At 71.7% G+C, this 24,572-nt stretch carries 25 protein-coding genes and 1 tRNA gene; 14 read left to right on the forward strand and 12 right to left on the reverse strand.

Going from position 1 to position 24,572, the window contains the following annotated elements:
• Positions 1-12: 12 nt before the first annotated feature.
• On the reverse strand, positions 13-1,464 hold the full coding sequence (locus ACIA47_RS07100; RefSeq protein WP_396706139.1) for a trypsin-like peptidase domain-containing protein: 1,452 nt from the start codon (positions 1,462-1,464) through the stop codon (positions 13-15).
• A 314-nt stretch (positions 1,465-1,778) separates the two neighbouring features.
• Between ACIA47_RS07100 and ACIA47_RS07105 the strand changes: the two genes are divergently transcribed.
• On the forward strand, positions 1,779-2,348 hold the full coding sequence (locus ACIA47_RS07105) for an O-methyltransferase (protein WP_396706415.1): 570 nt from the start codon (positions 1,779-1,781) through the stop codon (positions 2,346-2,348).
• A gap of 54 nt (positions 2,349-2,402) precedes the next feature.
• On the opposite strand, the gene ACIA47_RS07110 is transcribed toward ACIA47_RS07105, so the two are convergent.
• Positions 2,403-3,878: a leucyl aminopeptidase family protein gene (locus ACIA47_RS07110; protein WP_396706417.1), complete on the reverse strand. Its 1,476-nt coding sequence runs from the start codon at positions 3,876-3,878 to the stop codon at positions 2,403-2,405.
• 147 nt (positions 3,879-4,025) lie between these two features.
• A complete protein-coding gene (locus ACIA47_RS07115) occupies positions 4,026-4,193 on the reverse strand; it encodes a DUF3117 domain-containing protein (RefSeq protein WP_007455245.1) in 168 nt (55 codons plus the stop codon).
• A 190-nt stretch (positions 4,194-4,383) separates the two neighbouring features.
• Between ACIA47_RS07115 and ACIA47_RS07120 the strand changes: the two genes are divergently transcribed.
• From ACIA47_RS07120 to ACIA47_RS07135, 4 genes are read left to right on the forward strand one after another with little or no spacing between them, the layout of a single operon-like run.
• The gene (locus ACIA47_RS07120; RefSeq protein ID WP_396706141.1) at positions 4,384-5,202 is read left to right on the forward strand and encodes a PaaX family transcriptional regulator C-terminal domain-containing protein; all 819 of its coding nucleotides are present in this window, start codon (positions 4,384-4,386) and stop codon (positions 5,200-5,202) included.
• A 4-nt stretch (positions 5,203-5,206) separates the two neighbouring features.
• On the forward strand, positions 5,207-5,998 hold the full coding sequence (locus ACIA47_RS07125) for an enoyl-CoA hydratase-related protein (RefSeq protein ID WP_203122883.1): 792 nt from the start codon (positions 5,207-5,209) through the stop codon (positions 5,996-5,998).
• A gap of 59 nt (positions 5,999-6,057) precedes the next feature.
• Positions 6,058-7,356, forward strand: a complete 1,299-nt coding sequence (locus tag ACIA47_RS07130) for a DUF1800 family protein (RefSeq protein ID WP_396706143.1) — start codon at positions 6,058-6,060, stop codon at positions 7,354-7,356.
• 14 nt (positions 7,357-7,370) lie between these two features.
• Complete coding sequence (locus ACIA47_RS07135; protein ID WP_396706145.1) at positions 7,371-8,612, forward strand: DUF1501 domain-containing protein; 1,242 nt, start codon at positions 7,371-7,373, stop codon at positions 8,610-8,612.
• Here the strand turns inward: ACIA47_RS07135 and ACIA47_RS07140 are convergent.
• Together ACIA47_RS07140 and ACIA47_RS07145 are read right to left on the reverse strand one after the other, a co-directional pair.
• A complete protein-coding gene (locus ACIA47_RS07140; RefSeq protein WP_396706147.1) occupies positions 8,609-9,232 on the reverse strand; it encodes a hypothetical protein in 624 nt (207 codons plus the stop codon). The two genes, ACIA47_RS07135 and ACIA47_RS07140, sit on opposite strands and share 4 nt — an antisense overlap.
• 13 nt (positions 9,233-9,245) lie before the next feature.
• The gene (locus tag ACIA47_RS07145; protein WP_203122876.1) at positions 9,246-9,827 is read right to left on the reverse strand and encodes a DNA-3-methyladenine glycosylase I; all 582 of its coding nucleotides are present in this window, start codon (positions 9,825-9,827) and stop codon (positions 9,246-9,248) included.
• Between the two features lie 113 nt (positions 9,828-9,940).
• Here ACIA47_RS07145 and ACIA47_RS07150 point away from each other — a divergent pair, with 113 nt between their 5' ends.
• The gene (locus tag ACIA47_RS07150) at positions 9,941-10,861 is read left to right on the forward strand and encodes a sterol desaturase family protein (RefSeq protein ID WP_396706149.1); all 921 of its coding nucleotides are present in this window, start codon (positions 9,941-9,943) and stop codon (positions 10,859-10,861) included.
• On the opposite strand, the gene ACIA47_RS07155 is transcribed toward ACIA47_RS07150, so the two are convergent.
• Together ACIA47_RS07155 and ACIA47_RS07160 are read right to left on the reverse strand one after the other, a co-directional pair.
• Positions 10,806-11,303 carry an SRPBCC family protein gene (locus tag ACIA47_RS07155; RefSeq protein ID WP_396706151.1) on the reverse strand — a complete coding sequence of 166 codons (498 nt, stop codon included), beginning with the start codon at positions 11,301-11,303 and terminating at the stop codon, positions 10,806-10,808. The genes ACIA47_RS07150 and ACIA47_RS07155 overlap by 56 nt on opposite strands.
• Positions 11,300-11,917 (reverse strand): DivIVA domain-containing protein, encoded by a 618-nt coding sequence (locus tag ACIA47_RS07160; RefSeq protein WP_396706153.1) that lies wholly within the window; start codon positions 11,915-11,917, stop codon positions 11,300-11,302. Before ACIA47_RS07160 ends, ACIA47_RS07155 begins: the two co-directional genes overlap by 4 nt.
• A gap of 156 nt (positions 11,918-12,073) precedes the next feature.
• Here ACIA47_RS07160 and folP point away from each other — a divergent pair, with 156 nt between their 5' ends.
• Entirely contained in the window at positions 12,074-12,943 is an 870-nt protein-coding gene (folP, locus tag ACIA47_RS07165; RefSeq protein WP_396706155.1) for a dihydropteroate synthase, read from the forward strand.
• Between the two features lie 67 nt (positions 12,944-13,010).
• Here the strand turns inward: folP and ndhC are convergent, their stop codons facing one another.
• Positions 13,011-13,388: an NADH-quinone oxidoreductase subunit A gene (gene ndhC / locus ACIA47_RS07170; protein ID WP_396706156.1), complete on the reverse strand. Its 378-nt coding sequence runs from the start codon at positions 13,386-13,388 to the stop codon at positions 13,011-13,013.
• A gap of 129 nt (positions 13,389-13,517) precedes the next feature.
• Between ndhC and ACIA47_RS07175 the strand changes: the two genes are divergently transcribed.
• The 3 genes from ACIA47_RS07175 (at position 13,518) to ACIA47_RS07185 (ending at position 18,151) form a co-directional block, all read left to right on the forward strand.
• The gene (locus ACIA47_RS07175) at positions 13,518-14,996 is read left to right on the forward strand and encodes a hypothetical protein (protein WP_396706158.1); all 1,479 of its coding nucleotides are present in this window, start codon (positions 13,518-13,520) and stop codon (positions 14,994-14,996) included.
• A 280-nt stretch (positions 14,997-15,276) separates the two neighbouring features.
• Positions 15,277-17,124 carry a 2-oxoacid:acceptor oxidoreductase subunit alpha gene (locus ACIA47_RS07180; RefSeq protein WP_112581690.1) on the forward strand — a complete coding sequence of 616 codons (1,848 nt, stop codon included), beginning with the start codon at positions 15,277-15,279 and terminating at the stop codon, positions 17,122-17,124.
• Complete coding sequence (locus ACIA47_RS07185) at positions 17,117-18,151, forward strand: 2-oxoacid:ferredoxin oxidoreductase subunit beta (RefSeq protein ID WP_396706160.1); 1,035 nt, start codon at positions 17,117-17,119, stop codon at positions 18,149-18,151. The genes ACIA47_RS07180 and ACIA47_RS07185 overlap by 8 nt, the downstream gene beginning before the upstream one ends.
• A gap of 69 nt (positions 18,152-18,220) precedes the next feature.
• On the opposite strand, the gene ACIA47_RS07190 is transcribed toward ACIA47_RS07185, so the two are convergent.
• A complete protein-coding gene (locus ACIA47_RS07190; RefSeq protein WP_225855377.1) occupies positions 18,221-18,865 on the reverse strand; it encodes an FMN-dependent NADH-azoreductase in 645 nt (214 codons plus the stop codon).
• An 82-nt stretch (positions 18,866-18,947) separates the two neighbouring features.
• On the opposite strand from ACIA47_RS07190, the gene ACIA47_RS07195 reads away from it, so the two are divergent.
• On the forward strand, positions 18,948-19,427 hold the full coding sequence (locus tag ACIA47_RS07195) for a MarR family winged helix-turn-helix transcriptional regulator (RefSeq protein WP_396706162.1): 480 nt from the start codon (positions 18,948-18,950) through the stop codon (positions 19,425-19,427).
• 117 nt (positions 19,428-19,544) lie between these two features.
• Here ACIA47_RS07195 and ACIA47_RS07200 read toward each other — a convergent pair whose 3' ends face one another.
• Positions 19,545-20,558, reverse strand: a complete 1,014-nt coding sequence (locus ACIA47_RS07200) for a TrkA family potassium uptake protein (RefSeq protein WP_030329269.1) — start codon at positions 20,556-20,558, stop codon at positions 19,545-19,547.
• A 206-nt stretch (positions 20,559-20,764) separates the two neighbouring features.
• Between ACIA47_RS07200 and ACIA47_RS07205 the strand changes: the two genes are divergently transcribed.
• Entirely contained in the window at positions 20,765-21,262 is a 498-nt protein-coding gene (locus tag ACIA47_RS07205) for a helix-turn-helix domain-containing protein (protein ID WP_396706164.1), read from the forward strand.
• A gap of 137 nt (positions 21,263-21,399) precedes the next feature.
• Positions 21,400-21,999: a ClpP family protease gene (locus ACIA47_RS07210; protein WP_091394861.1), complete on the forward strand. Its 600-nt coding sequence runs from the start codon at positions 21,400-21,402 to the stop codon at positions 21,997-21,999.
• A gap of 119 nt (positions 22,000-22,118) precedes the next feature.
• Here the strand turns inward: ACIA47_RS07210 and ACIA47_RS07215 are convergent.
• Positions 22,119-22,191: transfer RNA gene (locus ACIA47_RS07215), tRNA-Arg, on the reverse strand.
• A 280-nt stretch (positions 22,192-22,471) separates the two neighbouring features.
• Entirely contained in the window at positions 22,472-23,122 is a 651-nt protein-coding gene (locus ACIA47_RS07220; RefSeq protein WP_396706166.1) for a CGNR zinc finger domain-containing protein, read from the reverse strand.
• A 203-nt stretch (positions 23,123-23,325) separates the two neighbouring features.
• Here ACIA47_RS07220 and ACIA47_RS07225 point away from each other — a divergent pair, with 203 nt between their 5' ends.
• Positions 23,326-24,570, forward strand: coding sequence for an MFS transporter (locus ACIA47_RS07225; RefSeq protein ID WP_396706169.1), 1,245 nt, complete (start codon positions 23,326-23,328; stop codon positions 24,568-24,570).
• The last annotated feature ends 2 nt before the right edge of the window (positions 24,571-24,572 follow it).

Consider the following 24,572-nt stretch of genomic DNA (forward strand, 5'->3'; position numbering starts at 1 on the left):
TTCCGCGGTGAGTCACTTCGCGTCCGCGGCGAGAGTTACCGAGGTGTTCTGCCGGGCGGAGCCCCGCCGATACTCGACGGTCACGACCGAGCCCGGCGCGTACTTGCGGACCAACGCGGTCAGATCCGTCGGCTCGGTCATCGGCCGCCCGTTGATCTTGAGGATCACGTCGCCCACCTTCAGTCCGGCGCCGTCCGCGGGGCCGGACGGCTCCACCTCGGCCAGCCGCAGGCCGCCCCCGACGACCCCGGTCGGGCCGTCCGCCCGGGCGCCGATCACCGTACGCCGGGCCTTGCCGGTGCCGATGATGTCCTGGGTCACCCGCTTGGCCTGGTTGATCGGGATGGCGAAGGCGAGCCCGATGTTGCCCGCCTCCTGCCCCTCGGCGACAAGTGACTTGATGGTGGAGTTCACGCCGACCACCCGGCCGGCGCCGTCGACAAGTGGGCCGCCCGAGTTGCCGTGATTGACCGCGGCGTCGGTCTGGATGGCGGCGTAGTAACGCACCGGGCCGCCCGGCTCGCCGGCCTGCATCGTCCGGTCCAGCGCACTCACGATGCCGGCGGTGACCGTGTTGGCCAGCGACAACGGCGAGCCGATGGCGAGCACTGGGTCGCCGACCGCGAGCGCGTCGGAGTCGCCGAACTCCACCGGCCGCAACCCGGGACGACTCACCTTGATCACCGCGATGTCCGACTCCGCGTCCTGACCGACGATGGTCGCCGGCGCGGTGCTGCCGTCGTTGAAGACCACCGAGGCCTTGCCGGTGCCGCCGGCCACCACATGGTCATTGGTGATCACATGGCCGTCGGCGGTGGCGACGAAGCCGGAGCCCTCACTGGTCCCACCGAGGCTGCTCACCCGGACCGTGACCACGCTGGGCAGGACCCGTTCGGCGACCCCGGCCAGCGACTCCGGTTTGCGCTGCGCCAGCGCCGGCACCTCCGCGGGCGCACCGCCGAGGACCGCCGCACCAGCGCCGCCGCGCACCGCGAACGCGTAGCCCAACGCACCGCCGAGGGTGCCGGCCAGCAGCGCGGTGATCACGGGAATGAGCAACAGGTGGCGCAGTGTCGGCCGGCCCGGCGCGTCGGGGTCGGTGACCGGTTCGGGCTCGGTGCCGGGAGCCACCACCCCGGGCACCACCACCGCGGTCGGGGCCGCCGGGTCGCGCCAGGGGTCGGCGAGCGCGTCCGACCACCAGGCCGACGCGTCGGCCGAGTTGGGCCCGCCCGCAGCCGGCGCGCCGTAAGAAGCCGGCCCGACGGGAGACGCCGGCCAGCCCGGTGTCGGTGCGCCGGAAGACGCCGGCCAGCCCGGTGTCGTTCCGCCGCCTGGCGAGGCGAGGGGCGTGCGGTCAGCCCCCGGCATGGTCGGCGGCCCCACCGACGGGGCTCCTGCCCCGGGCGGTCGCGCCGGAGCCGGAGTCTCACCGCCCCGGCGCCAGTCCCAGCCGTCGGTCACGTCGGTGCCTCCCAGTCCGTCCCCGGATCCCGCGCCGCGTCGCCCGGCCACGGGCCGGTCTGGTCGCGGCTGACGGGATACCGCCTCCAGGATTGCACGGATGGACGCGGTGCAGTCAGCGGTTGCCCCGGTGATCGCTTCCGGCGGAGGCGCGGCTGCGCCCCACGACGGTCGCCTCTACGCTCACAGTGCCAACCCGCCCCCGCACCACGCACCGCCCCCGGAGGTGCCCCATCGCCACGGTCGCCGGTTCCGGCAGTTCGACGACACAGGCCCAGCACTTCGCCGAGTCGTACGTCACCGAGGATCTTGTTCTGCGTACCGCCCGCAGCCTGGCCCGGGAGGTGGGCCTCGACGCGGTCACCCCCGGCGCGGGGGCGGCGCTGCGGCTGCTGGCCGCCGCCGGCAGCGCCCGTGCGGTGGTGGAGATCGGCACCGGCACCGGAGTGAGCGGCGTCTGGCTGCTGCGCGGCATGCGCGTCGACGGCGTGCTCACCACCATCGACGTGGAGGTGGAGCACCAGCGGATCGCCCGGCGGATCTTCGCCGAGGCGGGTTTCCCGGCCGGGCGTACCCGGATCATCACCGGTCGGGCGCTCGACGTGCTGCCCAGGCTCGCCGACGGTGCGTACGACCTGGTCTTCGTGGACGCGGAGGCGACCGGCTTCCACGCCTGTGTGGAGGCGGCGCTGCGGCTGTTGCGCCCGGGGGGCGTGCTGGCGCTCAACGGTGTGCTGGCCAGTGACCGGATCGGCGACCCGGCCGCCCGGGACGCGGAGACGGTGACGGTTCGCGAAACCATCAAGGCGGTCCGGGAGTCGGAGCACTGGATTCCCGCGCTGCTTCCGGTCGGGCACGGGCTGCTCGCCGCGGTGAAGTGCTGATTCGAGCTCAGGACAGGTCAGAGCCTCGGTCGCGCCGAGGCTCTGACCCACGCCCTAGTTGACGTCGGCCAGCCAGCGCAGCAACGACCGGACGCCCCAGCCGGTGGCGCCACGGCTGACCTCGGCCTGGTCGCCGTCGGCCCAGGACGGGGCGGACATGTCCAGGTGCAGCCAGCGGTCCCGTAGCTCGCCGGTGAACTCGCGCAGGTAGAGCGCGGCCAGCACCGAGCCGGCACCCTGCGTCGGTGCGCTGAAGAGATCGGCGATCTCGCTGCCGAGGTAGTCGACGTAGTCGGTGTGCAGCGGCATTCGCCACGCCGACTCGCCGGCTGCCTCGGCCGCCGCCAGCACGCTGGCGGCCAGTTCGTCGTTCTCGCTGTACAGGGCGGCGGTGCGCTTGCCCAGGGCCACCGAGTTCGCGCCGGTGAGCGTGGCCAGGTCGAGCAGCAGGTCCGGTTTGAGCTGCTGCACCGCGTACGCCAGCGCGTCGGCAAGGACCAGCCGACCCTCGGCGTCGGAGTTGGTCGTCTCGCTGGTCGTCCCGCCGTAGTGCCGGATGACGTCGCCGGGGCGGAACGCCGAGCCACTGACCATGTTCTCGGCCAGCGGGGTCAACGTGGTGATCCGGACCGGCAGCCGCAGCGCGGCGGCACCCAGGGTGGCGGCGACGACCGCGGCCGCGCCGGCCATGTCCTTGCGCATCAGCTTCATCGACGCCACCGGCTTGATCGAGATGCCGCCGGTGTCGAAGGTGATGCCCTTGCCGATCAGCACCACGTGGGTGCGCGCGTTGGCGGGGTGCCAGTCCAGTTCGACCAGCCGGGGTCCGCTGGCGGAGCCACCGCCCACGGCGAGGATCCCGCCGAAGCCCTCGGTGGCCAGCTCGGCCGGGCCACGGACCCGCAGCCGCAGGTCCGGAAGGTCGGCTGCGGCGGAGGCCACCTGGTCGGCGAACCACTGCGGGGTCTTCACCGACGAGGGGGTGTTGGTCAGGTCCCGGGCGAGATGGGTCATCGCGGCCGTGGTCCGGGCCGCGGCGACGATGTCCTCGTACCCGGTCGGGTCATCGAGCAGCAGGTCGACGTCGGTGAGCGCCGGTCGGTCGCCGGCCTCGGTGAGTCGGAACCGGTACCGGGCGAGCAGCAGCCCCTCGGCCAACCCGCGAACCGCGGCCGGAGTCACCTCGGCCGGCAGCGCGATCGTGATATGCGTCTCAGCTGAAGCTGAGCGGGCCACTGCCGCGCCGGCCGTCCGCCAAGCCGCCTCGCCGCCGTCACCGATGCCGAGCAGCAGCAGCCGGCCGGGGGTACGCCCGGGGCGCAGCTGAGTGTGGATCTCGCCGGCTCTGCCCGTCAGCCGGGCCGCTGACGCCAGCGCCGCCGCCTCGTCGTCCGTGCCGTCCGGGCCCGCCACGGCGGTCGGTACGGGCTCGACCGAGGTGTCACCCTCCGCCGTCGAATCGGCGGAGCGGACCGGCAGGACGAGGACGTCGAGCCGGTCGGGCTCGGCGATCAGACGGATGGCGAGCACGCGGAACCGTACCTCCAGGAAAGTGTCGCGGACCGGCGGCGAACCCACCTGACCGCAGCATTGAAGACCCTGAGCCACCGGCGATTCCGGTGGCTCAGGGTCCAAAGAACGTTCCGGGCGGCGTGAGCCGCCCGGAGCACTCCTTACTCAGCCGGCCGCTGCCTTCAGTGCGTCACCGAGCGCGTTGGCCTCGTCGGGAGTCATCTCGACGACGAGCCGGCCACCACCCTCCAGCGGGACCCGCATGACGATGCCCCGCCCCTCCTTGGTGACTTCCAGCGGACCGTCGCCCGTCCGCGGCTTCATCGCCGCCATGTTGTCTCCCCTCAGACCTACACCAGGGTCGGTGGGTTGCCCCACAGCCACTTCGTCACGACCACCCGCAACGGTCACGGGGGTGTCGACAAACGATTTTCCCTGATGAACACCGCCGGACCCAAACCGGAGCAGCATTGATGTAACAGCATCTAGCTTATCTTGAGAAGGCCTGTCACAATGTGCGGTCATGCAGGCACGGTCGGCACTCTTCGACCTGTACGGCGACCACCTCCGTCCGAGGGGTGGCCGGGCACCGGTTGCTGCCCTGGTCAAGCTACTGGCGCCGCTGGGAATCGCACCGCCAGCAGTTCGCACCGCCGTCTCCCGGATGGTGCGTCAAGGCTGGCTCGAGCCCCTCCGGTTGGTCTCCGGACCGGGATATTCGATCACACCGAAAGCTGCCCGCCGACTCGACGAGGCAGCGGCCCGGATCTACCGGACCGGCCGGGTCACCTGGGACGGCCGGTTCGATCTGCTGGTGTTGGAGGCCCCAGGCTCCCGGCGGGACCGCCAACGGCTCGCCGCCAACCTGAGCTTCCTCGGCTACGGGACGCTCGACGAGCAGACCTGGGTCGCCACCCGTCCCGCCGAGGATGTCGACCTGCTCCTCGCCGAGACCGGCATCAAGTTCGAGCGGTTCACCGCCTCGCACTTCTCCGGCACCCCAGGCGCGATGGGCGTGGTCCGACGCGCCTGGAACCTGGCCGAGATCGGCCGCGCCTACGAGCGGTTCGTCGCGGACCAGCGCCCGCTGCTCGCCGCGGTCACCGTGCGCAGCAGCGACGAGGAAGCGTACGCGACCCGGTTCCGCCTCGTGCACGCGTGGCGTACGTTCCTCTTCCAGGATCCGCAGCTACCCCCGGCGCTGCTGCCCGAGCGGTGGCCTGGCACCGCCGCGGCCAGTTTCTTCGACCGGCACGCAGCCCGCCTGCGTCCGGCCGCCGACCGGTACGTCGAACAGTGCCTCGACGCCGGCAACCGCATCGTCCGACAGAAGGGTCGTTAGACACGTGACCGAGCCGCTGCTGGTCGACCGGACCGATGCCGTCGTCACCCTCACGCTGAACCGGCCGAACGCGATGAACGCGCTCGACGTGGCGCTCAAGGAGGCGCTGCGGGACGCCCTGGCGGAGCTGGAGACCGACAGGTCCTGCCGCGCGGTCGTCCTTGCCGGCGCCGGCGGGTCGTTCAGCGCCGGTCAGGACCTGCGCGAGCACGTGGCCACCCTGGAAAACGCCGCCAGTGACCCGCTGGGCACCGTGCGGGCGCACTACAACCCGATCGCCGCCCGGCTCGCCAACCTGCCCAAGCCGGTGATCGCCGCGGTCCGCGGGATGGCCGCCGGGGCGGGAGCGTCGCTGGCATTCCTGGCCGACATCCGCATCGGCGGTCCGACCACCAGTTTCCTGATGGCCTTCGCCAAGGTCGGTCTCGCCGCCGACACCGGCGCCTCCTGGACGTTGCCCCGACTGGTCGGGCACGCCAAGGCGGTGGAGCTGCTGATGCTGGCCGAGCCGGTCCGCGCCGAGGAGGCCTGCCGGTTGGGCCTGCTCAACCGGCTTACGGATGACGACGAGCAGGTGTTGCCCGTCGCCCAGGAGTTCGCCGCCCGCCTCGCCGCCGGCCCGACCGTCGCGTACGGGGCGATCAAGCGACAGCTCTCCATCGCCGACGCCGGCACCCTCGCCGACGCCCTCGCCGCCGAGGCACAGGCCCAGTCGATCTGCGGTGCCACCGCCGACCACCGGGCGGCCACCCTCGCCTTCGTCGGCAAGCAGAAACCGGTCTTCGAGGGACGCTGAACGCGATCCGGACGCCGCCCTTACCGTCCTCGAACACGGGACGCCTAGCGTCGGCCGGTATGAGCGATCGTGAATCGGTGGCGCACCTGCTGCGCCGGGCCACCTTCGGGCCGACCGCCGACGAGGTGGACGCGGCCGAGCGGGCCGGGCCGGCGGCGGCGCTGGACCGGCTGCTCACCCCGCCCGCGACGGACCGGGGTGCGGCGGCCACGCCGGTTCCGACGCTGCCCCCGGACCCGTACGCCGGGCTGACCAAGGACTCCACCCGCGAGCAACGACAGCAGGCCAACGCGGAGCGCCGCAAGCAACTCCAGCAGGTCACCGAGTGGTGGCTGGACCGGATGGTGGCCGCCGAGGACGGGCTGACCGAGAAGCTGCTCTTCTTCTGGCACGGGCACTGGGCCACCAGCGCGCAGAAGGTCAAGTCGGCGCGGCTGATGGTGGGCCAGTTGGAGACGCTGCGCCGGCACGGTCGTGGGCCGCTGGGCCCGTTGGTCGCCGCGATGGTGCGCGACCCTGCCCTGATCGTCTGGCTGGACGGGCAGAAGAACACCCGCAAGGCGCCGAACGAGAATCTGGCCCGCGAGCTGATGGAACTGTTCACCCTCGGCATCGGCGCCTACAGCGAGGCCGACGTGAAGGCTGGCGCGCGGGCCCTGACCGGCTGGGTGGTCGACCGGCGTACCGGCGCGGTCCGCTTCGAAACCAAGCGGCACGACCCTGGCGAGAAGAGCATCCTCGGGCAGAGCGGCCGGTTCGACGCCGAGGCGTACGCCGGCCTGCTGGCGGACCAACCGGCGGCGGCGACCTTCGTGGCCGGTCGGCTCTGGTTCCGTTACGCCGGCACCGAGACCCCGGCGCCGGATGGCCTGGCGGGCGCGGACACCATCGCGACAATGCGCGCGCTCTTCTCCGCACCGGCCTTCGCGCAGACCCGGGGCACGCTGGTGAAGCAGCCGGTGGAGTGGTTGGTCGGTGCGCTGCGGCAGCTCGGCGTCCGACCGTCCGCACTGCCCGAGCAGCAACGTAGACAACTGCTGGCCGGTCTGAACGCGCTCGACCAGGTGCCGTTGCGTCCACCGAGCGTGGGCGGTTGGCCGGCCGGGTCCGCCTGGCTGACCACCTCGTCGTTGCAGGCCCGGCTGCGGACGGCCGGGGTGCTCGCCGCCGCCACGGCACCAGCGGTGCTGGCCCGGCTGACCGCCGCGCCCGCCGCCGGCCGACCGGACGCGCTGGCCCGACTGCTGGTGGTCGACGGCTGGGGCGCGCGCACCCGCGCCGCTCTCACCCCGCTGGCCGGTGAGCCCCGCAAGCTGCTGGCCGCCGGCCTGGTCAGCCCCGAATACACAGTCAGCTGAGCGGAGGAGTCGACATGGACACAGTGACCCGACGCAGGTTCCTACTGACCAGCGGGGTGGTCGGCGCGGGCGCGTTGGCCGCCGGGGCCGGCGCGTACAGCCTGCGGGACCTGCTGGACACCAGCGGGGACCGGGACCCGCAGTCCCGCACGCTGGTGCTGGTGACCCTCTACGGCGGCAATGACGGTCTCAACACGGTCATTCCGTACGGCGACCCGGCCTACCGGGCGGCTCGGCCGGAGCTGGCGTACCCGGACGGGGAGGTGCGGCGGTTGGACGACGACTTCGGCCTCAACCCGGCGCTGGCCGGCCTGCACAAGCGCTGGTCCGGAGGTGGGTTGGCGATCGTGCGCGGAGTCGGCTACCCGAAGCCGGACCGCAGCCACTTCCGTTCGATGGACATCTGGCACACCGCGCAACCGGACCGGCCCGGCAACACCGGCTGGCTCGGGCGGTGGCTGGACCGCGCCGGCGGCGACCCCCGACTGGCGGTCTCCTTCGAGCCGGCGCTGCCGCCGCTGCTGGCCGGGGCGGAGAGCGCCGGTGCGGCCGTGCCGGTGACCGACCGGAAGGCCGCAAAAGGGCTGCCCGCAGCGACACTGACCGCGTTCGCCGCCGCCGAGGCGGGCGAGTCGGCGGCCCGGGGTCGCGCCGCAGCCTGCTTCGCCGACCTGCGGTCGGTGGACGAGATGATCCGCCAGGTACGCGACTCCGCCGACCCGGACACGGCGGACCCGGACGGCGAGCAGGCCCCCGCGACGGCTACCGGCGGGGCCCGCACCCCACTGGACGCGCAGCTCGACCTGGTCGCGCAGTGCGTCGAGGCGGGAGTGTCCACCCGGGTCTTCTCGGTTTCGCTGGGCGGCTTCGACACGCACGCCGACGAGAAGCAGTTGCAGGCCGTGCTGCTGGGTCAGCTGGACCGGGCGTTGACGGGGTTCGCCGACCGGATGAGTCGCACCGAGGCGGGCCGGAAGGTGGTGGTGGCGGTCTACTCCGAGTTCGGCCGTCGGGTGCGGGCCAACGCCTCGGACGGCACCGACCACGGCACCGCCTCGGACGTGCTGCTGCTCGGCGCGGGCGTCCGGGGCGGCTGGCACGGCGCACCACCGAGCCTCACCGACCTCGACGACGGCGACCTGAAATACACCACCGACTTCCGGGACGTCTACGCCACGCTGCTGGAGCGGGTGCTGGGCACCGACCCGGGCCCGGTCCTCGCCGACTGGCGGGGGCGGGTGGACAAGCTTTTCTAGTCGTCCTCTTCCGGGTCCTGGTTGGCCTGCTCGCCCAGCACGAACGCCTGCATGGCCAGCTCGTCGCCGGCTGGCGAGACGAAGGCGGGCAGCTCACGCGGGCCCAGCTCCTGCACGTAGGACCAGAACAGCCGAACCGCCTCGGCCGGCGTGCCGGCCTCGATCGGCAGGTCGAGGCTGACCAGCCAGGTGCGCCGCGCCGGGGGCGGGCCGAGCTGGTCGGCCAGCGCCCGGAAGGCCGCCGGCTCCACCGCGGTGACCGGCCCGTCGAGCGTCAGCAGGTCGGCCGGCACCGGCTCGTCGAAGGCCCGCCGGGTGTACGCGACGACGAGCGCGCCCGGCTCGACCGGGGACTGCGGGTCGTCCGGGTCTTCGCGGTGGCGTCGACCCGGCGCGGTGACCCGGCCGAGGGCCACCAGCCGGGGCGGCGCGTCGACCAGCACGGCGACCTGGTCGCCCAGCCCTGGCCGGGCGACGTCGGTGAGCCCGGTCAGCTCCAGCGTGTCGTGGTGCACGAGCCGCTCGGCCTCGTACCGTTCGGCGGGCAGCAGCACCGCCCAGGTGCCCACCCCGTCGGCGCTGCCGGCCGCACCGGCCCGGTGCGCGGTCTCGGTCGTCATGCCTGCCATCTCATCACGCCGCCGCTGGAAGGGTGACGTGACAGCCGACGATGTGATCGTCGACCATCCCGGTGGCTTGCATCAGCGCGTACGCGGTGGTCGGGCCGACGAACCGGAAGCCGCGCTTCTTGAGTGCCTTGGCCATCGCCGTCGACTCCGGGGTGATCGGTGCCAGCTCGGCGAACGAGGCGGGGCGAGTCGGCCGGGGCTCCGGCGCGAAGGACCAGAGCAGCGCGGACAGGCCCTCGGGCAGCTCCAGTGCGGCGCGGGCGTTGGCGATCGCCGCCTCGATCTTGGCCCGGTTGCGGACGATGCCGGCGTCGGCGAGCAGCCGGGTGACGTCGGCGTCGTCGTAGCGGGCGACGGTCGGGATGTGGAAGTCGTCGAAGGCCAGTCGGAACGCCGGACGCTTGCGCAGGATGGTCAGCCAGGACAGCCCGGACTGGAACGCCTCCAGCGTCATCCGCTCGTAGAGCGCGTCGTCGCCGCGCAGCGGCCGCCCCCACTCGGTGTCGTGGTAGATGGCGTAGTCGGGGGTGCTCGACCCCCAGGCGCAGCGAGCCAGCCCATCGGCGCCGATCACCAGGTCATTCACCTCGTACACGCTAGGGCATCGCTCCGACATCCCATTGCCACCGGCCGTCCGGCTGCCTATGGTGCTTGTTACCGACCGGTAGGTCGAGGTCACCTGACGGTGCGCCCCGACCGGTGACGGCGAACGGAGGCCGCGCGGTGAAGGAGTTCCCGGACGTCATCGCCTGGTCGATCCCGGCCTTCGTGCTGCTCATCGTGCTGGAGCGGGTCTCCTACCTGCTGCACCGCGACGACGACGAGGTCGGCTACGGCGGCGCCGACACCGTGACCAGCCTGACGATGGGGCTGGGCAGCATCTTCGCCGACCTGCTCTGGAAGGTGCCGATCGCCGCCGCGTACGCGCTGCTCTACGCGCTCACCCCGCTGCGGGTCGCCGAGCTCTGGTGGACCTGGCCGCTGATCCTGCTCGCGCAGGACTTCTGCTACTACTGGTCGCACCGCGGCCACCACGTGGTCCGCATCCTCTGGGCCTCGCACGTGGTGCACCACTCGTCGCAGCGGTTCAACCTCTCCACCGCCCTGCGCCAGCCGTGGACCGGCCTGACCAGTTGGGTGTTCTACATCCCGCTGATCGTGGCCGGCGTCCACCCGGCCGTGGTCGCGTTCTGCGGCTCGGTCAACCTGCTCTACCAGTTCTGGATCCACACCGAGCGGATCGAGAAGATGCCGCGCTGGTACGAGGCGGTGTTCAACACCCCGTCGCACCACCGGGTGCACCACGCGTCGCAGGGCAGCTACCTGGACCGCAACTTTGGCGGGATCCTGATCGTCTGGGACCGGCTCTTCAAGTCGTTCGCGCCGGAACGGGAACGTTGCGTGTACGGCCTGACCAAGAACGTCGGCAGCTACAACCCGGTCCGGGTGGCCTTCCACGAGTACGCCTCGATCGCCCGGGACCTGCGCGCCGCGGTGACCTGGCGGCACCGGGTCGGGCATCTCTTCCGTGCACCGGGCTGGCAGCCGGCACCGGGCTCCCCGGTCAGGGCAGCCGGCCCTGCTCGACCAGACGGGCGAACCTCTTCAGCGCCTGGGTGAGGCCGAGCTTGGAGCCGGGCCAGAGCACCGGCCACGCCAGTCGACCGGCCCGACCGCCCGGCAGGTGGAACCACTCGTGCCAGACGACCTGGGTGCGGTCCCGGTCCAGCTGGGTGCAGCGCAGCACCCCCGGGCCGCGCAGCAGCTGGCCGTGGTGCACGACGCCGATTTCGTACGGCTCGTCGACCCGGACCACCCGCATCTCGTCGCGCAGCGTCGCCCGGCCGAGTGCGGTCACCGCCTCGATCCGGCTGCCCTCGCGCCCGTCGCCCTCGACCACCCGGACGCGGGTGAACGGAATCCAGTCGGACTGACGTTCCCAGGCGAGCAGCGCGGCGAACACCCGCTCCGCCGGGGCGTCGACGATCACCGTGGCGGTCACCTCACCGGCACCGGGTCGGGCCGCCTCGCGAAGATCGTCAGCGCCCTCCGGCTCGGTCACGCCGACTCCGACCGAACCACCGCGTCGCGCTGCTCGGTGCCGTCGGTCTGCTCATGATCGGCCGGCTCGTCGTCGGCGGGCGCGGCGGCAGGCGCCACCCCATCGGAATCCGCCGGGGACGAGCTGGCGGCGGGCAACGGGCCGGCAGTCGTCGAGCCGACCGGGGCGGAACCCGCCTCGCCGGTCAGCGGCGCATCCTCGCCCGGCTCCGCCGCCTCGCCCGGCTCGCTCGCCTCGGCCGCAGTAGTCACCTCGCTGGCGGACTGCTCGCGGGCCTGCCGCAGCACGTCCGCGTCGTCGGTGCGCCCCTCACGCAAGGCGATGACCTCCGACTCCAGTACGCCGATCAGCTCGGACTTGTAACCGATGTCGTAGGCGGCACGGCGCAACGCCTGATCGACCTGGTCCATCCGGTACCCGCGCAACCCGGTGTCGAAACGGACCGCCCCCACGTCGGATTCGCGCAGTGGGCGGGTGCCCGGCAATGCCACGGCCTGCGAATCCGGCTCGGCCGGCACCAAGCCGGGATCACGCCCGCTGACCAGCACCGTCACGCCGAATATCACCGCCGCGACGGTCAACGCCACGACCAGGAGGAGCAGAAGCTGACCCATGTACTGATCGTGGCATGGCGGCCGGCCGGGAGCGACCCCGCCACCCGCCTCGATCGCGATCGGTGCCGACGCCCGCCCGGAATCGTGGACGGGCGACAGACTAGCGTCGGGACCGGCCGACGCGGCGGCGACGGCGTGAACTTCCAGGAGGCGGGCATGGCCGGGGCGCTTCGGCTGGGTGGGCACACGTTCGCCCCCGGCGAGCTGGTGGTGATGGCGATCATCAACCGCACGCCGGACTCGTTCTTCGACCGCGGGGCCACCTACGCCGCCGACAGCGCTCTGCGGGCTGTGGAGCGGGCGGTCGACGAGGGCGCGGCCATCATCGACATCGGCGGCGTCAAGGCCGGCCCCGGTGCGGACGTGGACGTGGCCGAGGAGATCCGGCGCACGGTGGACACCATCGCCGCCGTTCGAGCCGCGTTTCCGGAGGTGGTGATCTCCATCGACACCTGGCGGGCCGAGGTGGCGACGGAGGCCGTGGCTGCCGGGGCCGACCTCCTCAACGACACCTGGTCGGGCGTCGACCCGGCGTTGGTCCGGGTGGCCGCGCGTACCGGCGCCGGCCTGGTCTGTTCGCACGCCGGCGGGCTGACGCCGCGGACCAGGCCGCACCGGGCCGCCTTCACCGACGTGGTCGCCGACGTGGTCGCGACGGTGACCGGGCTCGCCGAGCGCGCGGTGGCGGCAGGGGTACGCCCCGACGGCATCCTCATCGACCCGGCGCACGACTTCGGCAAGAACACCCGGCACTCGCTGGAGATCACCCGCCGACTGGACGAGCTGACCGCGACCGGCTGGCCGGTGCTGGTGGCGCTCTCCAACAAGGACTTCATCGGTGAGTCGTTGGGCCTGCCGGTAGCCGAACGGCTGGAGGGGACGCTCGCCGCGACGGCCGTCTCGGCCTGGTTGGGCGCCCGGGTCTTCCGGGCCCACCAGGTCGGCCCGACCCGCCGGGTGCTGGACATGGTGGCCTCGATCCGAGGCGACCGCCCGCCCACGGCCACCCGCCGGGGACTCGCCTGACCGGTCGTCGCCGTAACCGACCGCGAACGGTCGGACGGACCGACACGATCGCCGGAGGCAGTGGCGCTCAGGTCCAGCGGAGGATGTTTCTACGCCAGGCGTAGAGGATGCCGAGCGCGAGCACGGCCACGAACACCGCCATCTCCACCACCGTCACCAGACCGAAGCCCGGCCGGTCGAAGACCACCGCCCAGGGGAAGAGGAACACCGCCTCGACCGCGAACAGCACGTACAGGTAGGCGTACACGTAGTAGCGGATCTGCATCTGCGCCCAGTCGGCACCGACCGGGTCGAGCCCGCACTCGTAGCTGGCCCGCTTGCCCGGCGGATCAGCCGGACGCGCCGGGCGTAACGCCCGGTTGGCCGAGAACGCCGTAACAAAGAAGAGAACGCTGGCGAGCAGCAGGAGCCCGAGCGTCGCGTACGAGCCCAGGTATCCGTTCACAGTCGGCAGCCTACCGTCCGCCCGGACGGGCCGTCCCAAACACGTTACGGATTTGTTTCCAGATGGGACTAGTGCACAGGGGCAACTGTTACCGAATATTGGACACCCACCCATGTCACCGGAGGACAGATGGCCCGCGTGAAGGCATCGCCCGGTAACCGGGCGGAGGGGCGACGTTCCACGCCCCTGCTGGCGACCGCGCTCGCGCTCGGCCTGCTCACGGCCCTCGCCGTGGGACCGGCCTGGGCCAACGCGGCCGCACCGGACGCGGACCCGGTCGCGACCTCGGCCGAGCCGGTCAACGAGCCGGGAGGCGAGGGCCCCCCGACCACACCGACGGAGGAGCCCACCCCGACCGAAGACCCGGGCGGCGAACCGGAGCCGACCGACCCGGCACCGGAGACCAGCGCGCCACCACCGGAGACGACGCCACCGGCTCCGGTGACCACCGCCCCGGAGGTCCCGCCGGCGCCGACCACCAGCGCGCCCCCGCCGGGCGGCACCACCCGACCGCCCAGCCCGGCTCCCCCGGTGCCACCGACGGCGCCCCCCGCCCCGCCGACACCGCCAGCGCCGACGGTCCGCCCGCCCGCCCCGGGTTCGGCGCCGCCGCCGCAGAGCCCGCTGGGCGTGCAGGTCACCACCGGCGACGTCACCCTCACCGAGGCGTACTGGAACACGCCGAGCACGGCCGCCACCCTCCAGGTCACGGTGCACAACACCGGTACCACCACGGAACAGATCCGACTCTCGTACACACTGCCCGCCGGGCTGACCGATGCCGGCACGAAGGGCTGTGCCGCCGCCGGTGGTGGGACGTACCGGTGCGGGGCCTGGACCGCCGGAGCGGGCGTCCGGTTCAGCACCGTGCTGCGGCTGCGGGTCGCTGGCACGGCGTGGAAGCAGATGCCGCTCAGCGGCTCCGTCCAGGTCATTGCGGACGCGCCGGGAGCGGTCGGAGAGGCGACCGACGACCAGGGCTTCGCTGTGCTCTTCCCAGCGGGCCCGCCGGTGCCCGGGATCACGCTCGCCGCCGACGAGGTGACCTTCGACATCAGCGGCGGCCCCAGCACCCTCACGCTCCGGCTGGGCAACACCGGCGCGGTGGACGCCGCCGGCCGGGTCGAGGTCGTCCTGCCGGCCGGGGTGACAGTGCCGACCCCACCGATCGGCTGCGTGGCGGTCGACCCGACGCGTACCCGCTGCGACGCCGGTTTGGTGCTGGCCGGCACGACCGCCGAGGTGCAGCTGCCGGTGGAGGCGACGCCGCAGGCGCAGCGCGAAGCGCCGCTGTCCGGGGCCCTGATCGGTCAACTCGATCCACGCAGCGGTCCGACCCGTCGGGTGCAGATGAGCTTCCGGATCACCGCGGCGGCCGCACTGGCCACGCCGGTGGTCTCCCCGCCCGCACCGACCGGCTCGCAGGGCGTACTGCCCGCCGGTGCCGCGACCGGAGACGGCGGGTTGACCTCGGTGCAGCGCACCGCGGTGATCCTGATCGTGGTCTCCACGCTGCTGGTGGTGCTGGCTCTCACGCTGGCCACGACCTCGCTGCGCCGCCGGCTCGGCGACCCGCCGCCGGAGCCCGCGCCCAACCCCGCCGACTGATCGACGGACGACCCCGGCAGCGCGCGGCCGGGGTCGTCGGCGCGACCCGGTGGTGATCTGAATTACGGCGGGCGGGGCGTAACACCGCAAATGTGGGCGTTTCGCGACCACTTCGGGTCCCAGTCGGCGGACCTCCGGGGATGGTTAGGGCTCCCTTAGACGTAGGCTCTCAGGTGAGGAACGACAGCGGCCGGACCAGCCTGGGGCGGTGCGGTGAAGCGTTGCGTCAAGGAGGTTCCGTGGCCGGGCAAGCCCCGCAGTCGCGAACGAAGGTGGCACAGTGACCAAGCAGATCCGTCAACTCGACCGCGTGGTCATCCGGTTCGCCGGTGACTCGGGCGACGGCATGCAGCTGACCGGCGACCGGTTCACCTCGGAGACGGCGCAGCTCGGCAACGACATCTCCACGCTGCCAAACTTCCCCGCCGAGATCCGGGCTCCTGCCGGCACCCTGCCCGGCGTGTCGAGCTTCCAGGTGCACTTCGCCGACTACGACATCCTCACGCCGGGCGACGCGCCCAACGTGCTGGTGGCGATGAACCCGGCGGCGCTGAAGGCCAACCTGGCCGATCTGCCGCGCGGCGCGGACATCATCGTCAACACCGACGAGTTCACCAAGCGCAACCTCGCCAAGGTCGGTTACCAGACCAGCCCGCTGGACGACGACTCGCTGGCCGGTTACGTCGTGCACCCCGTGGCGCTGACCTCGATGACGGTCGGCGCGCTCGCGGCCCACCAGGTGTCCAAGAAGGACGCCGAGCGGTCGAAGAACATGTTCGCGCTCGGCCTGCTCTCCTGGATGTACTCCCGGCCCTACGAGTCGACGCTGCGCTTCCTGGAGCGCAAGTTCGCGGCCCGTCCGGAGCTCGTCGCCGCGAACGTCGCCGCTTTCAAGGCTGGCTGGAACTTCGGCGAGACCACCGAGGACTTCGCGGTTCGCTACGAGGTCAAGCCGGCCAAGATGAAGCCGGGCACGTACCGAAACATCACCGGCAACGCGGCGCTCTCGCTGGGGTTGGTCGCCGCCGGGGTCCGCTCCGGGCTGCCGGTCTTCCTCGGCGCGTACCCGATCACGCCCGCGTCGGACATCCTGCACGAGCTGAGCAAGCACAAGCGCTTCGGCGTTCTCACCGTGCAGGCCGAGGACGAGATCGCCGCCGTCGGCGCCGCACTGGGCGCCTCCTACGGCGGGTCGCTCGGCGTGACCACCACCAGCGGCCCCGGCGTGGCGCTCAAGAGCGAGACGATCTCGCTCGCGGTGGCGCTGGAGCTGCCGCTGGTGATCGTGGACGTGCAGCGCGCCGGCCCGTCGACCGGCATGCCGACCAAGACCGAGCAGGCCGACCTCAACATGGCGCTCTACGGTCGGCACGGTGAGGCGCCGGTCGCGGTGATCGCGCCCCGGTCACCGTCGGACTGCTTCTTCGCGGCGCTGGAGGCGGCCCGGATCGCGCTCACCTACCGCACCCCGGTGATCCTGCTGTCCGACAACTACGTCGCCAACGGCTCCGAGCCGTGGCTGCTACCGGACGTGGAGTCGCTGCCCGACCTACGGGTCGAGTTCGCCACCAAGCCCAACGGCGAGGACGGCACGACCTTCCTGCCGTACCTGCGCGACCCGGAGACCCTGGCCCGGCCGTGGGCGATCCCCGGCACCGCGGGGCTGGAGCACCGCATCGGCGGGCTGGAGAAGGCCGACAAGACCGGTGACATCTCGTACGACCCGGCGAACCACGACTTCATGGTGCGCACCCGGGCGGCCCGGATCGAGACGATCCCGGTGCCGGACATCGAGGTGGAGGACCCGGACGGCGACGCCCGGGTGCTGGTCCTCGGCTGGGGCTCGACGTACGGGCCGATCGGCGCGGCGTGCCGCGGGGTCCGCCAACGTGGCCTCTCCATCGCCCAGGCGCACCTGCGGCACCTGGCACCGATGCCGGCCAACCTCGGTGAGGTGCTCCGCTCGTACGACAAGGTGGTCATCCCGGAGATGAACCTGGGCCAGCTGGCCCACGTCATCCGGGCTCGCTACCTGGTCGACGCGATCAGCTACAACCAGGTCCGCGGTCTGCCGTTCACGGCCGCCGAGCTGGAGACGACGCTGGAAGAGGTGCTGAAGAATGTCTGAGCCCGTCGCCGTCAAGCTCACCGCGAAGGACTTCAAGTCCGACCAGGAGGTGCGCTGGTGCCCCGGCTGCGGCGACTACGCGATCCTGGCAGCCATCCAGCAGTTCATGCCGGAGCTGAACATCCCCCGGGAGCGCACCGTCTTCGTCTCCGGGATCGGCTGCTCGTCCCGCTTCCCGTACTACATGAACACGTACGGGATGCACTCGATCCACGGTCGGGCCCCGGCGATCGCGACCGGCCTGTCGGTGTCCCGGCCGGACCTGTCGGTCTGGGTGGTCACCGGCGACGGCGACGCGCTCTCCATCGGTGGCAACCACCTGATCCACGCGCTGCGGCGCAACGTCAACCTCAAGATCCTGCTGTTCAACAACCGGATCTACGGTCTGACCAAGGGCCAGTATTCTCCGACGTCCGAGGTCGGCAAGGTCACCAAGTCGACACCGGCCGGCTCGGCGGACGCCCCGTTCAACCCGCTCTCGCTCGCCCTCGGCGCGGAGGCCAGCTTCGTGGGCCGCACCATCGACTCGGACCGCAAGCACCTCCAGTCGGTGCTGCGGGCCGCCGCCGAGCATGAGGGTTCGGCGTTCGTGGAGATCTACCAGAACTGCAACATCTTCAACGATGGGGCGTTCGAGCAGCTCAAGGACCCGTCCACGCGGGACGACCACCTGATCCGCCTGGAGCACGGCCAGCCGATCACCTTCGGGGCCGACGGGCAGTTCTGCGTGGTGCACCCGCCGGGCGGCTTCGGCCTGGAGGTCCGGGACACCAGCTCGGTCCGCCCGGAGGAGATCGTCGTGCACGACGCGACGGTGACCGACCCGGCGTACGCCTTCGCGCTGTCCCGGCTGCCTGGTCTGGACCTGCGCAACACTCCGATCGGGGTGTTCCGCTCGGTGGACCGGCCGTCCTACGACAGCGTGGTGCAGGCGCAGCTCGCGGCCGCCAAGGCGAAGGTCACCGAGACCCCCGAGCAGCAGCTCGCCGGCCTGCTGGGCAGCGGCGACACCTGGACGATCATCTGACCCGTCCGTACCGACGAGAGCGGCCGTCCCCGACCGGGGGCGGCCGCTCTCGTCAGTACCGGCGCTGCCTCAGCGCTGGGCGGTGGCCGGCGTCCAGAGGTTGTCGATCTCCTTCTCGGCCGCCGCGAGACTCGCCTCGTGCAGCGGGATCAGCTCGGCCATCGCCGGCACCGACGGCGCCAGGGTCAGCTCGGCGCTGATGAAGCGCGGCTGCATGCCGGTCATCGACAGGCCGTGCGGGAGCCACGGCTCGGCGTGGTCCCAGCCGTAGCGAGGGGTGCCCTCGCCGTAGCCGCCGCCCCGGGTGGCCAGCACCACGAACTCACGCCCACCGAGCAGGCCCTCCTGCGTCGTCGGGTCGTACGCCAGCCCGGGAACGATCAGGTGGTCGACCCAGGACTTGACGCTGCTGGGCGCGCCGAAGTTGTAGAGCGGCAGGCCGAGCAGCACCACGTCGGCCTGCTTCACCTCGTCGACGAGCCGCTCGCTGAGCTGCCAGGACTCACGCTGGGCCGGCGTGTGCTGATCCGGAGGGGTCATTCGCGCCAGCCCACCCTCCGAGTCCAGGTGCGGCAGCGGTTCGGCACCCAGGTCCCGGTAGGCCACGGTGCCGTCCGGGTGGGCCGCACGCCATGCGTCGACCGCGCGGGAGGTGAGTCGCCGGCTGACCGACCAGTCACCGCGGATGCTCGAATCGATATGCAGCAGATGCATCATTCCTCCTTCAGGGATCGTTCGTGAGGCACCAACTATTTATAGCAGGCCGATGTTCCGCTGAGTCGGTAGACTGGGTCACATGTCCGCGCAGCCGCTCGACTCCTCCGAGCACCGCTCGGGCGCACTCCTGGACCATCTGGCCCGGCGGATGCGACTGCGGTCCGAGTCGGTGCTGGCGCCGCTGGGGCTACGCCCCCGGCATCTGGTCGCGCTCACCGTGCTGCGCGCCGGCGGCGGCACCGGGCAACAAGCGCTCGCCACCATCCTGGAGATGGACAGCACCAACATCGTCGGGCTGCTCAACGACCTGGAGGCGAAGCAGCTGATCGAGCGTCGGCGCTCGCCCGAGGATCGCCGTCGACACGTCGTCGAACTCACCGAAGATGGGGCAAAACGCCTCAGTGAGGCCGAATGCGCCCTGGCCGGCGCCGAGGACGAGGTGCTGGGCGCACTGGATCCCGCCGAGCGGGAGACGCTCTACAAACTGCTCAGCCGGGCCTCCACCGGCACGGCGGTCAGCTGCACCGAGGCGATCTGCGTCGCTGACGACGCCTGCTGACGCCGCCTCGCCACAGCGGCGACAGCGGCGACAGCGGCGACAGCGGCGACAGCGGCGACAGCGGCGACAGCGGCGACGTCATGCCAGCGGTCACACCGGCCGATCGCGGTGCGACGATCAGGCAGTGGTGGCCGACTGGGGTCGGTCGTCGCGTACGTGCACCAGCATGTCGCCGGTTTCGATCACTGCGCCGGCCCGATCGGCCAGGGTGACCACCTTGCCTCGCCGCACCAGGGCGATCACCAACGACTCCAGCTCGCGCGGCGAGCGACCCACTTCGTCCCGCTCAGCGGAACGCATCGCCAGCGCCATGCCCTGGCCGGGAGTGAGCAGGTCCTCCACCACGTCGATCAGCGGCGGCGCCGAGGTGGACAGGCCGAGCAGCCGGCCCGCCGTGGCCGAGGAGACGATCACATGGTGCGCGCCACTCTGCTTGAGCAGCGGGGCGTTCTCCGCCTCCCGCGCCGCCGCGATGATGCGGACCTGTCCGGCGGTCAGCTGCCGTACCGTCAGCGCGACCAGCACCGACGCGTCGTCACTGTCGGTCGCGATGATCACGGCCTTGGCGCTCTTGACGTGCGCCTCGTTCAGCACCGACGAACGGGTCGCCGAGCCCTCGATCGCCACCAGCCCGGCGGAGGTGGCCTGCCGCAGGGCGGCGGCGCTGCGCTCCACCACCACGATCCGCGAACGGTCCAGACCGTTCTCCATCAGGGCGGAGACAGCGCTGCGCCCTTTGGTGCCGTAGCCGCAGATGATGACGTGGTCCTTCACGGCTCTCCTCCACCGCGACAGGCGACGGCCGGTCCGGTACTGCTCGGTCAGAACTTCCAGGGTGGTGCCGACCAGGATGATCAGGAAGATCACTCGGGCCGGGGTGATGAAGAGGACGTTGACCAGCCGGGCCGACGGCGCGGCCGGGGTGATGTCCCCGTATCCGGTGGTCGAGAGCGACACGACCGCGTAGTAAAAGCAGTCGAGGAGGGTGAGGCCGTCCTCGTTGACATCGCGGTAGCCGTCCCGGCCCAGGTAGACCGCGGCGACCACGGCGAAGACCAGGCCCAGGGCGGCGGCGAGCCGAAGGCTCAGCGCGCTCAGTGGGCCCCGGCGCTGCGCGGGAAAATGGATCACCGTCGAACCTGCTCCCCCGCCGTCGCCTGCACGCCCACAACATAGCGGGTACACCGGCGACCGCACGCCCGGGTCGCGGCGGACAACCGGTGAGAGCCCTGGGCCCGCGCCGTCGGAGCGGCGCGGGCCCGGACGGGTCGGTCCGGACGGCCGAGGACGGGCATGATGAGGGTGTTCCCGACGGCGACCGCGAAAGTGAGGCCGGCATGTCGTTGCTGCGACGAGTCATCGGCGGAGTGCTCCGCCGCCACCGCCAGCGTCAGGGCCGCACGCTGCGCGAGGTGGCCGCGTCGGCCGACGTCTCCGTGCCCTACCTCTCGGAGGTCGAGCGGGGCCGGAAGGAGGCCTCGTCGGAGGTGCTGGCGGCGATCTGCCGAGCGCTCGGCATCAGCCTCGCCGACCTGCTCGGCGAGGCCCGCGACGACATGCGCCGGGTCGAGCCGCGCCTCCCGGCCGCGCCGCGCGCCGCGCTTACCCACCTGGAGCGGGTCGATGCGACTCGGCGGGAGATCGGCAACGCCACCCTGCTGGTGGGTCCACGTGTCGGCGGGTTCGTCCTGCACCGCGGGCCGGTGGCGAGCGAGCCGATCCTCAGCGTCGGCGGAAAAGCCTCCGCTGGTGGCTCGCGCCCCGGTCCGCGTACCGCCGCCCTGGCTGACTGCACACAGACCCGGCTGGGCCTGCGGCGGGTAGCCGTCGCGTAGGCCGCGTGGGTTCTGCCGTCGGCAAATCTGCCGGCGGCAGAATCACTGGGCCAGCCACCGTCGTCGCCCGCACGCTGAAGGGGCCGGTCCCCCGGGTGGTCCCCACCGCCCGCCGGCACGGCGGAAGGCGGCGGCACATGATCGGGTACGACGTGCGGATGCTGGAGGGCGGGCAGCCGTCCTTCGGTGACCAGGTGTTCGAGCGGCTGCTGCGGGAGCGGATCGTCTTCCTCGGCACCGAGGTGACGGAGGAGTCGGCCAACCAGATCTGCGCGCAGATCCTGCTGCTCGCCGCCGAGGACGACGACCGGGACATCTACCTCTACATCAACTCGCCGGGCGGTTCGGTGAGCGCGGGAATGGCGGTCTACGACACGATGCGCTACGTCCGCAACGACGTGGCGACGCTGGCGCTCGGGTTCGCCGGCTCGATGGGGCAGTTCCTGCTCTGCGCGGGTACGGCCGGCAAACGGTACGCGCTGCCGCACTCGCGGATCATGATGCACCAGCCGTCCGGCGGGATGGGCGGAACCGCCGCCGACATCACCATCCAGGCGGAGAACATGCTGCACGTGAAGCGGACGATGCAGGAGCTGATCGCCCAGCACAGTGGACGAACCCTCGACGAGATCCAGCGGGACTGGGACCGGGACCGTTGGTTCACCGCCGAGCAGGCCCGGGAGTACGGCCTCATCGACCAGGTGGTCACCCGAGCCGAACAGCTGCCGACGCTCTGATCAACGTCTGACGGCCGCGAGCGCCGCGCCGCATCGGGTGCCATGGGGGCGCACCGACTCAATCGTCGTGCGCGCGATCAAGCTCCTGCCCAGAGGGCCGACTTGGCTGATCTTCGAGGTGCCCCCGGCAGGATTCGAACCTGCGACACACGGTTTAGGAAACCGATGCTCTATCCCCTGAGCTACGGGGGCGCGAGGGCCTAGTCTAGCGACCTGGGGTTCACCTGGGATGGCAGGGAGTGCCCACGTTCACCCACCTCACCCGGACCCCTGTTTCCCCAGCCCAGGGCTCCACCTTGAGCAGCGAGCCCGGCCGGCGACTCACAGTCGGCTGCAGTGTCCCGCGTCGGCACCGATCGACCCGGGTCGGCACCGATCGACCCGGGTCGGCACCGATCGACCCGGGTTGGCACCGATCGACCCGGGTTGGCACTCGCCGGAGAGCCACCACCGGTACGCCAACGGCGAACTGCTACGAGTTGGCGGGCCGGGCGGCACGGCGACGCTCGGTGAGCCGTCGCGCCTTCACCGCGTTGCCGCAGTCGGCCATGCGACACCAGCGGCGGGAACCGTTGCGGCTCTGATCGAGGAACAGCCAGCCACAGCCGCCTTCGAGCACCGGGCAGCGGCGCACCCGGGTCAGGTCGGCCGTCAGCATGACGTCGAGGGCGGCCTCCGCGATCCGGTCGGGCACCAGCATGGCCGGTACCGTGCCGTAGACCAGTCGCACCTGCGACGAGTCGAGCACGAATCTCGCTCGGACGGCCGCGCCGGACCAGCGCTGATGGAGAGCGACCAGCGCGGCACCGGCGGCGATGGGGTCACCCACCGGCTCACCGTCCGCGGCGGTGATCGCCGCGAGCATCACGAGATACAGCCCTTCACGAATGTCCCGCACGGCGGCCAGTCCCGCGTGCGCCGCCGCGGGCTCGTCGCGCCACGCCCGGCCCACCTGGTCGGCCTCCGCGTCGCTGACCACGCCCACCCGGGCCGACCAGCGCAGCAGAGCGGAACTGTCGGACAGGAAGTCGTGCGGCGACTCGCCCCCTCGCTCCAGCGTGTTGGCCAGATTGAGCGCCGGGTGGCCGCCGACCAACGGTAACTGGCACACGTCGAGTGGCATACCGGCAAGGCTACCACCTAAATCCTCCACGAGGGTTACACCTCGCCCAGTTCGGGAGTCGGGGCGACCCGCCTGGCACGACACATCGGCGCAACGATAGCGATTGGCAGCGGGACAACGAGGAATGCCCAATCGTCTATGCTACCGTCAAAATCGAGTTAGCCGGGATCATCGACCGACGTCCAGGATCTGGGAGGTAGCCAATGGTGCATGAACGACGCGCGGTCTATGCCCTCGCCGCGTTGTCCGCCGCCACCTTCTGTTACGTCACCACCGAAGTGCTTCCGATCGGGTTGCTCACGCTGATCGCGCCAGACCTGGGACGCTCCAGGTCCGAGGCCGGTCTGCTGGTGACCGGGTACGCCGTGGTGGTCATGGTTGTGGCGCTACCGCTGACCCGGGTCACTCGACGTGTGCCCCGACGCCCGCTGCTCGCCGGCGCCCTCGGTGTGTTCGCCGCGGTTACGGCGGTGTCGGCCTTCGCCACCTCCTACGAGGTGTTGCTCGCCGCGCGGCTGGTGTCCGCCACCACAAACGGTGTCTTCTGGGCGGTGGTGTTCCCGGTGGCGATCTCGATGTTCCCCGCGAACATCCGAGGCCGCATCGTGGCTCGGCTGTCGATCGGTAACGCCCTCGGCCCGGTCCTCGGCGTGCCGCTGAGTACCTGGCTGGGCGGGCAGGCCGGGTGGCGGGCCGCCTTCGTCGCGATGGCCGTCTTCGGCTTCGTCGCCTGCGTCGCTGTCGCCCTGCTCCTGCCGAGCGTCACACCGCAACAGAGTGCGGGCGACATCGGGCCGATGCCGGACCGGCCCCGCTTCGTCGTGCTCCTCCTCGCCACCGTCCTCGCGGTCACCGGCGCCATGGGGGCGTTCACCTACATGACCGTCTTCCTCCTCGACGTCAGCGGGTTCGCCGCAGCGTCTCTCGGTCTGCTGCTCTTCGTTCAAGGCTCGTTCGGCGTCGCCGGCACCTGGGCGGTCGGCCGGGTCCTGGACCGGTTTCCGCTCGGTGCCGTGCTGGTGCTCCTCGGGCTCCTTACCGCCGCGATGCTCGGCCTCTACGGGATAGGCACGAGCAAGGCATTGACCATCCCATTGCTCGCCGTGGCGGGGATGTCGTTCAGCTCGCTGATCGCGGGGATTCAGCACCGCGTCATGCAGGTTGCCCCGTCGACAACCGACATGGCATCGGCCAGCCTCAGCGTCGCGTTCAACTTGGGCCTCGCGGCCGGCTCGTTGATCGGCGCGGGTCTGCTGGCGACGGCCGGGGTGCGCGTCATCCCGTTGTTCGGTGGCCTGCTGACGGCCGTGGCGATCGCGTTGCTCACCGGCCACGAGATGTCCCGCCGGAGAGGGAGGAACCACAAGCCTGACCACAGCAGTTTGTCGGTGCGACAGACCCGCAGCCGCGATGCCGAGAAGCCACCGGCCACCAGCGTGCCGACATAGCT

It is taken from the genome of Micromonospora sp. NPDC051227, assembly GCF_044455385.1.
Lineage (GTDB): Bacteria > Actinomycetota > Actinomycetes > Mycobacteriales > Micromonosporaceae > Micromonospora.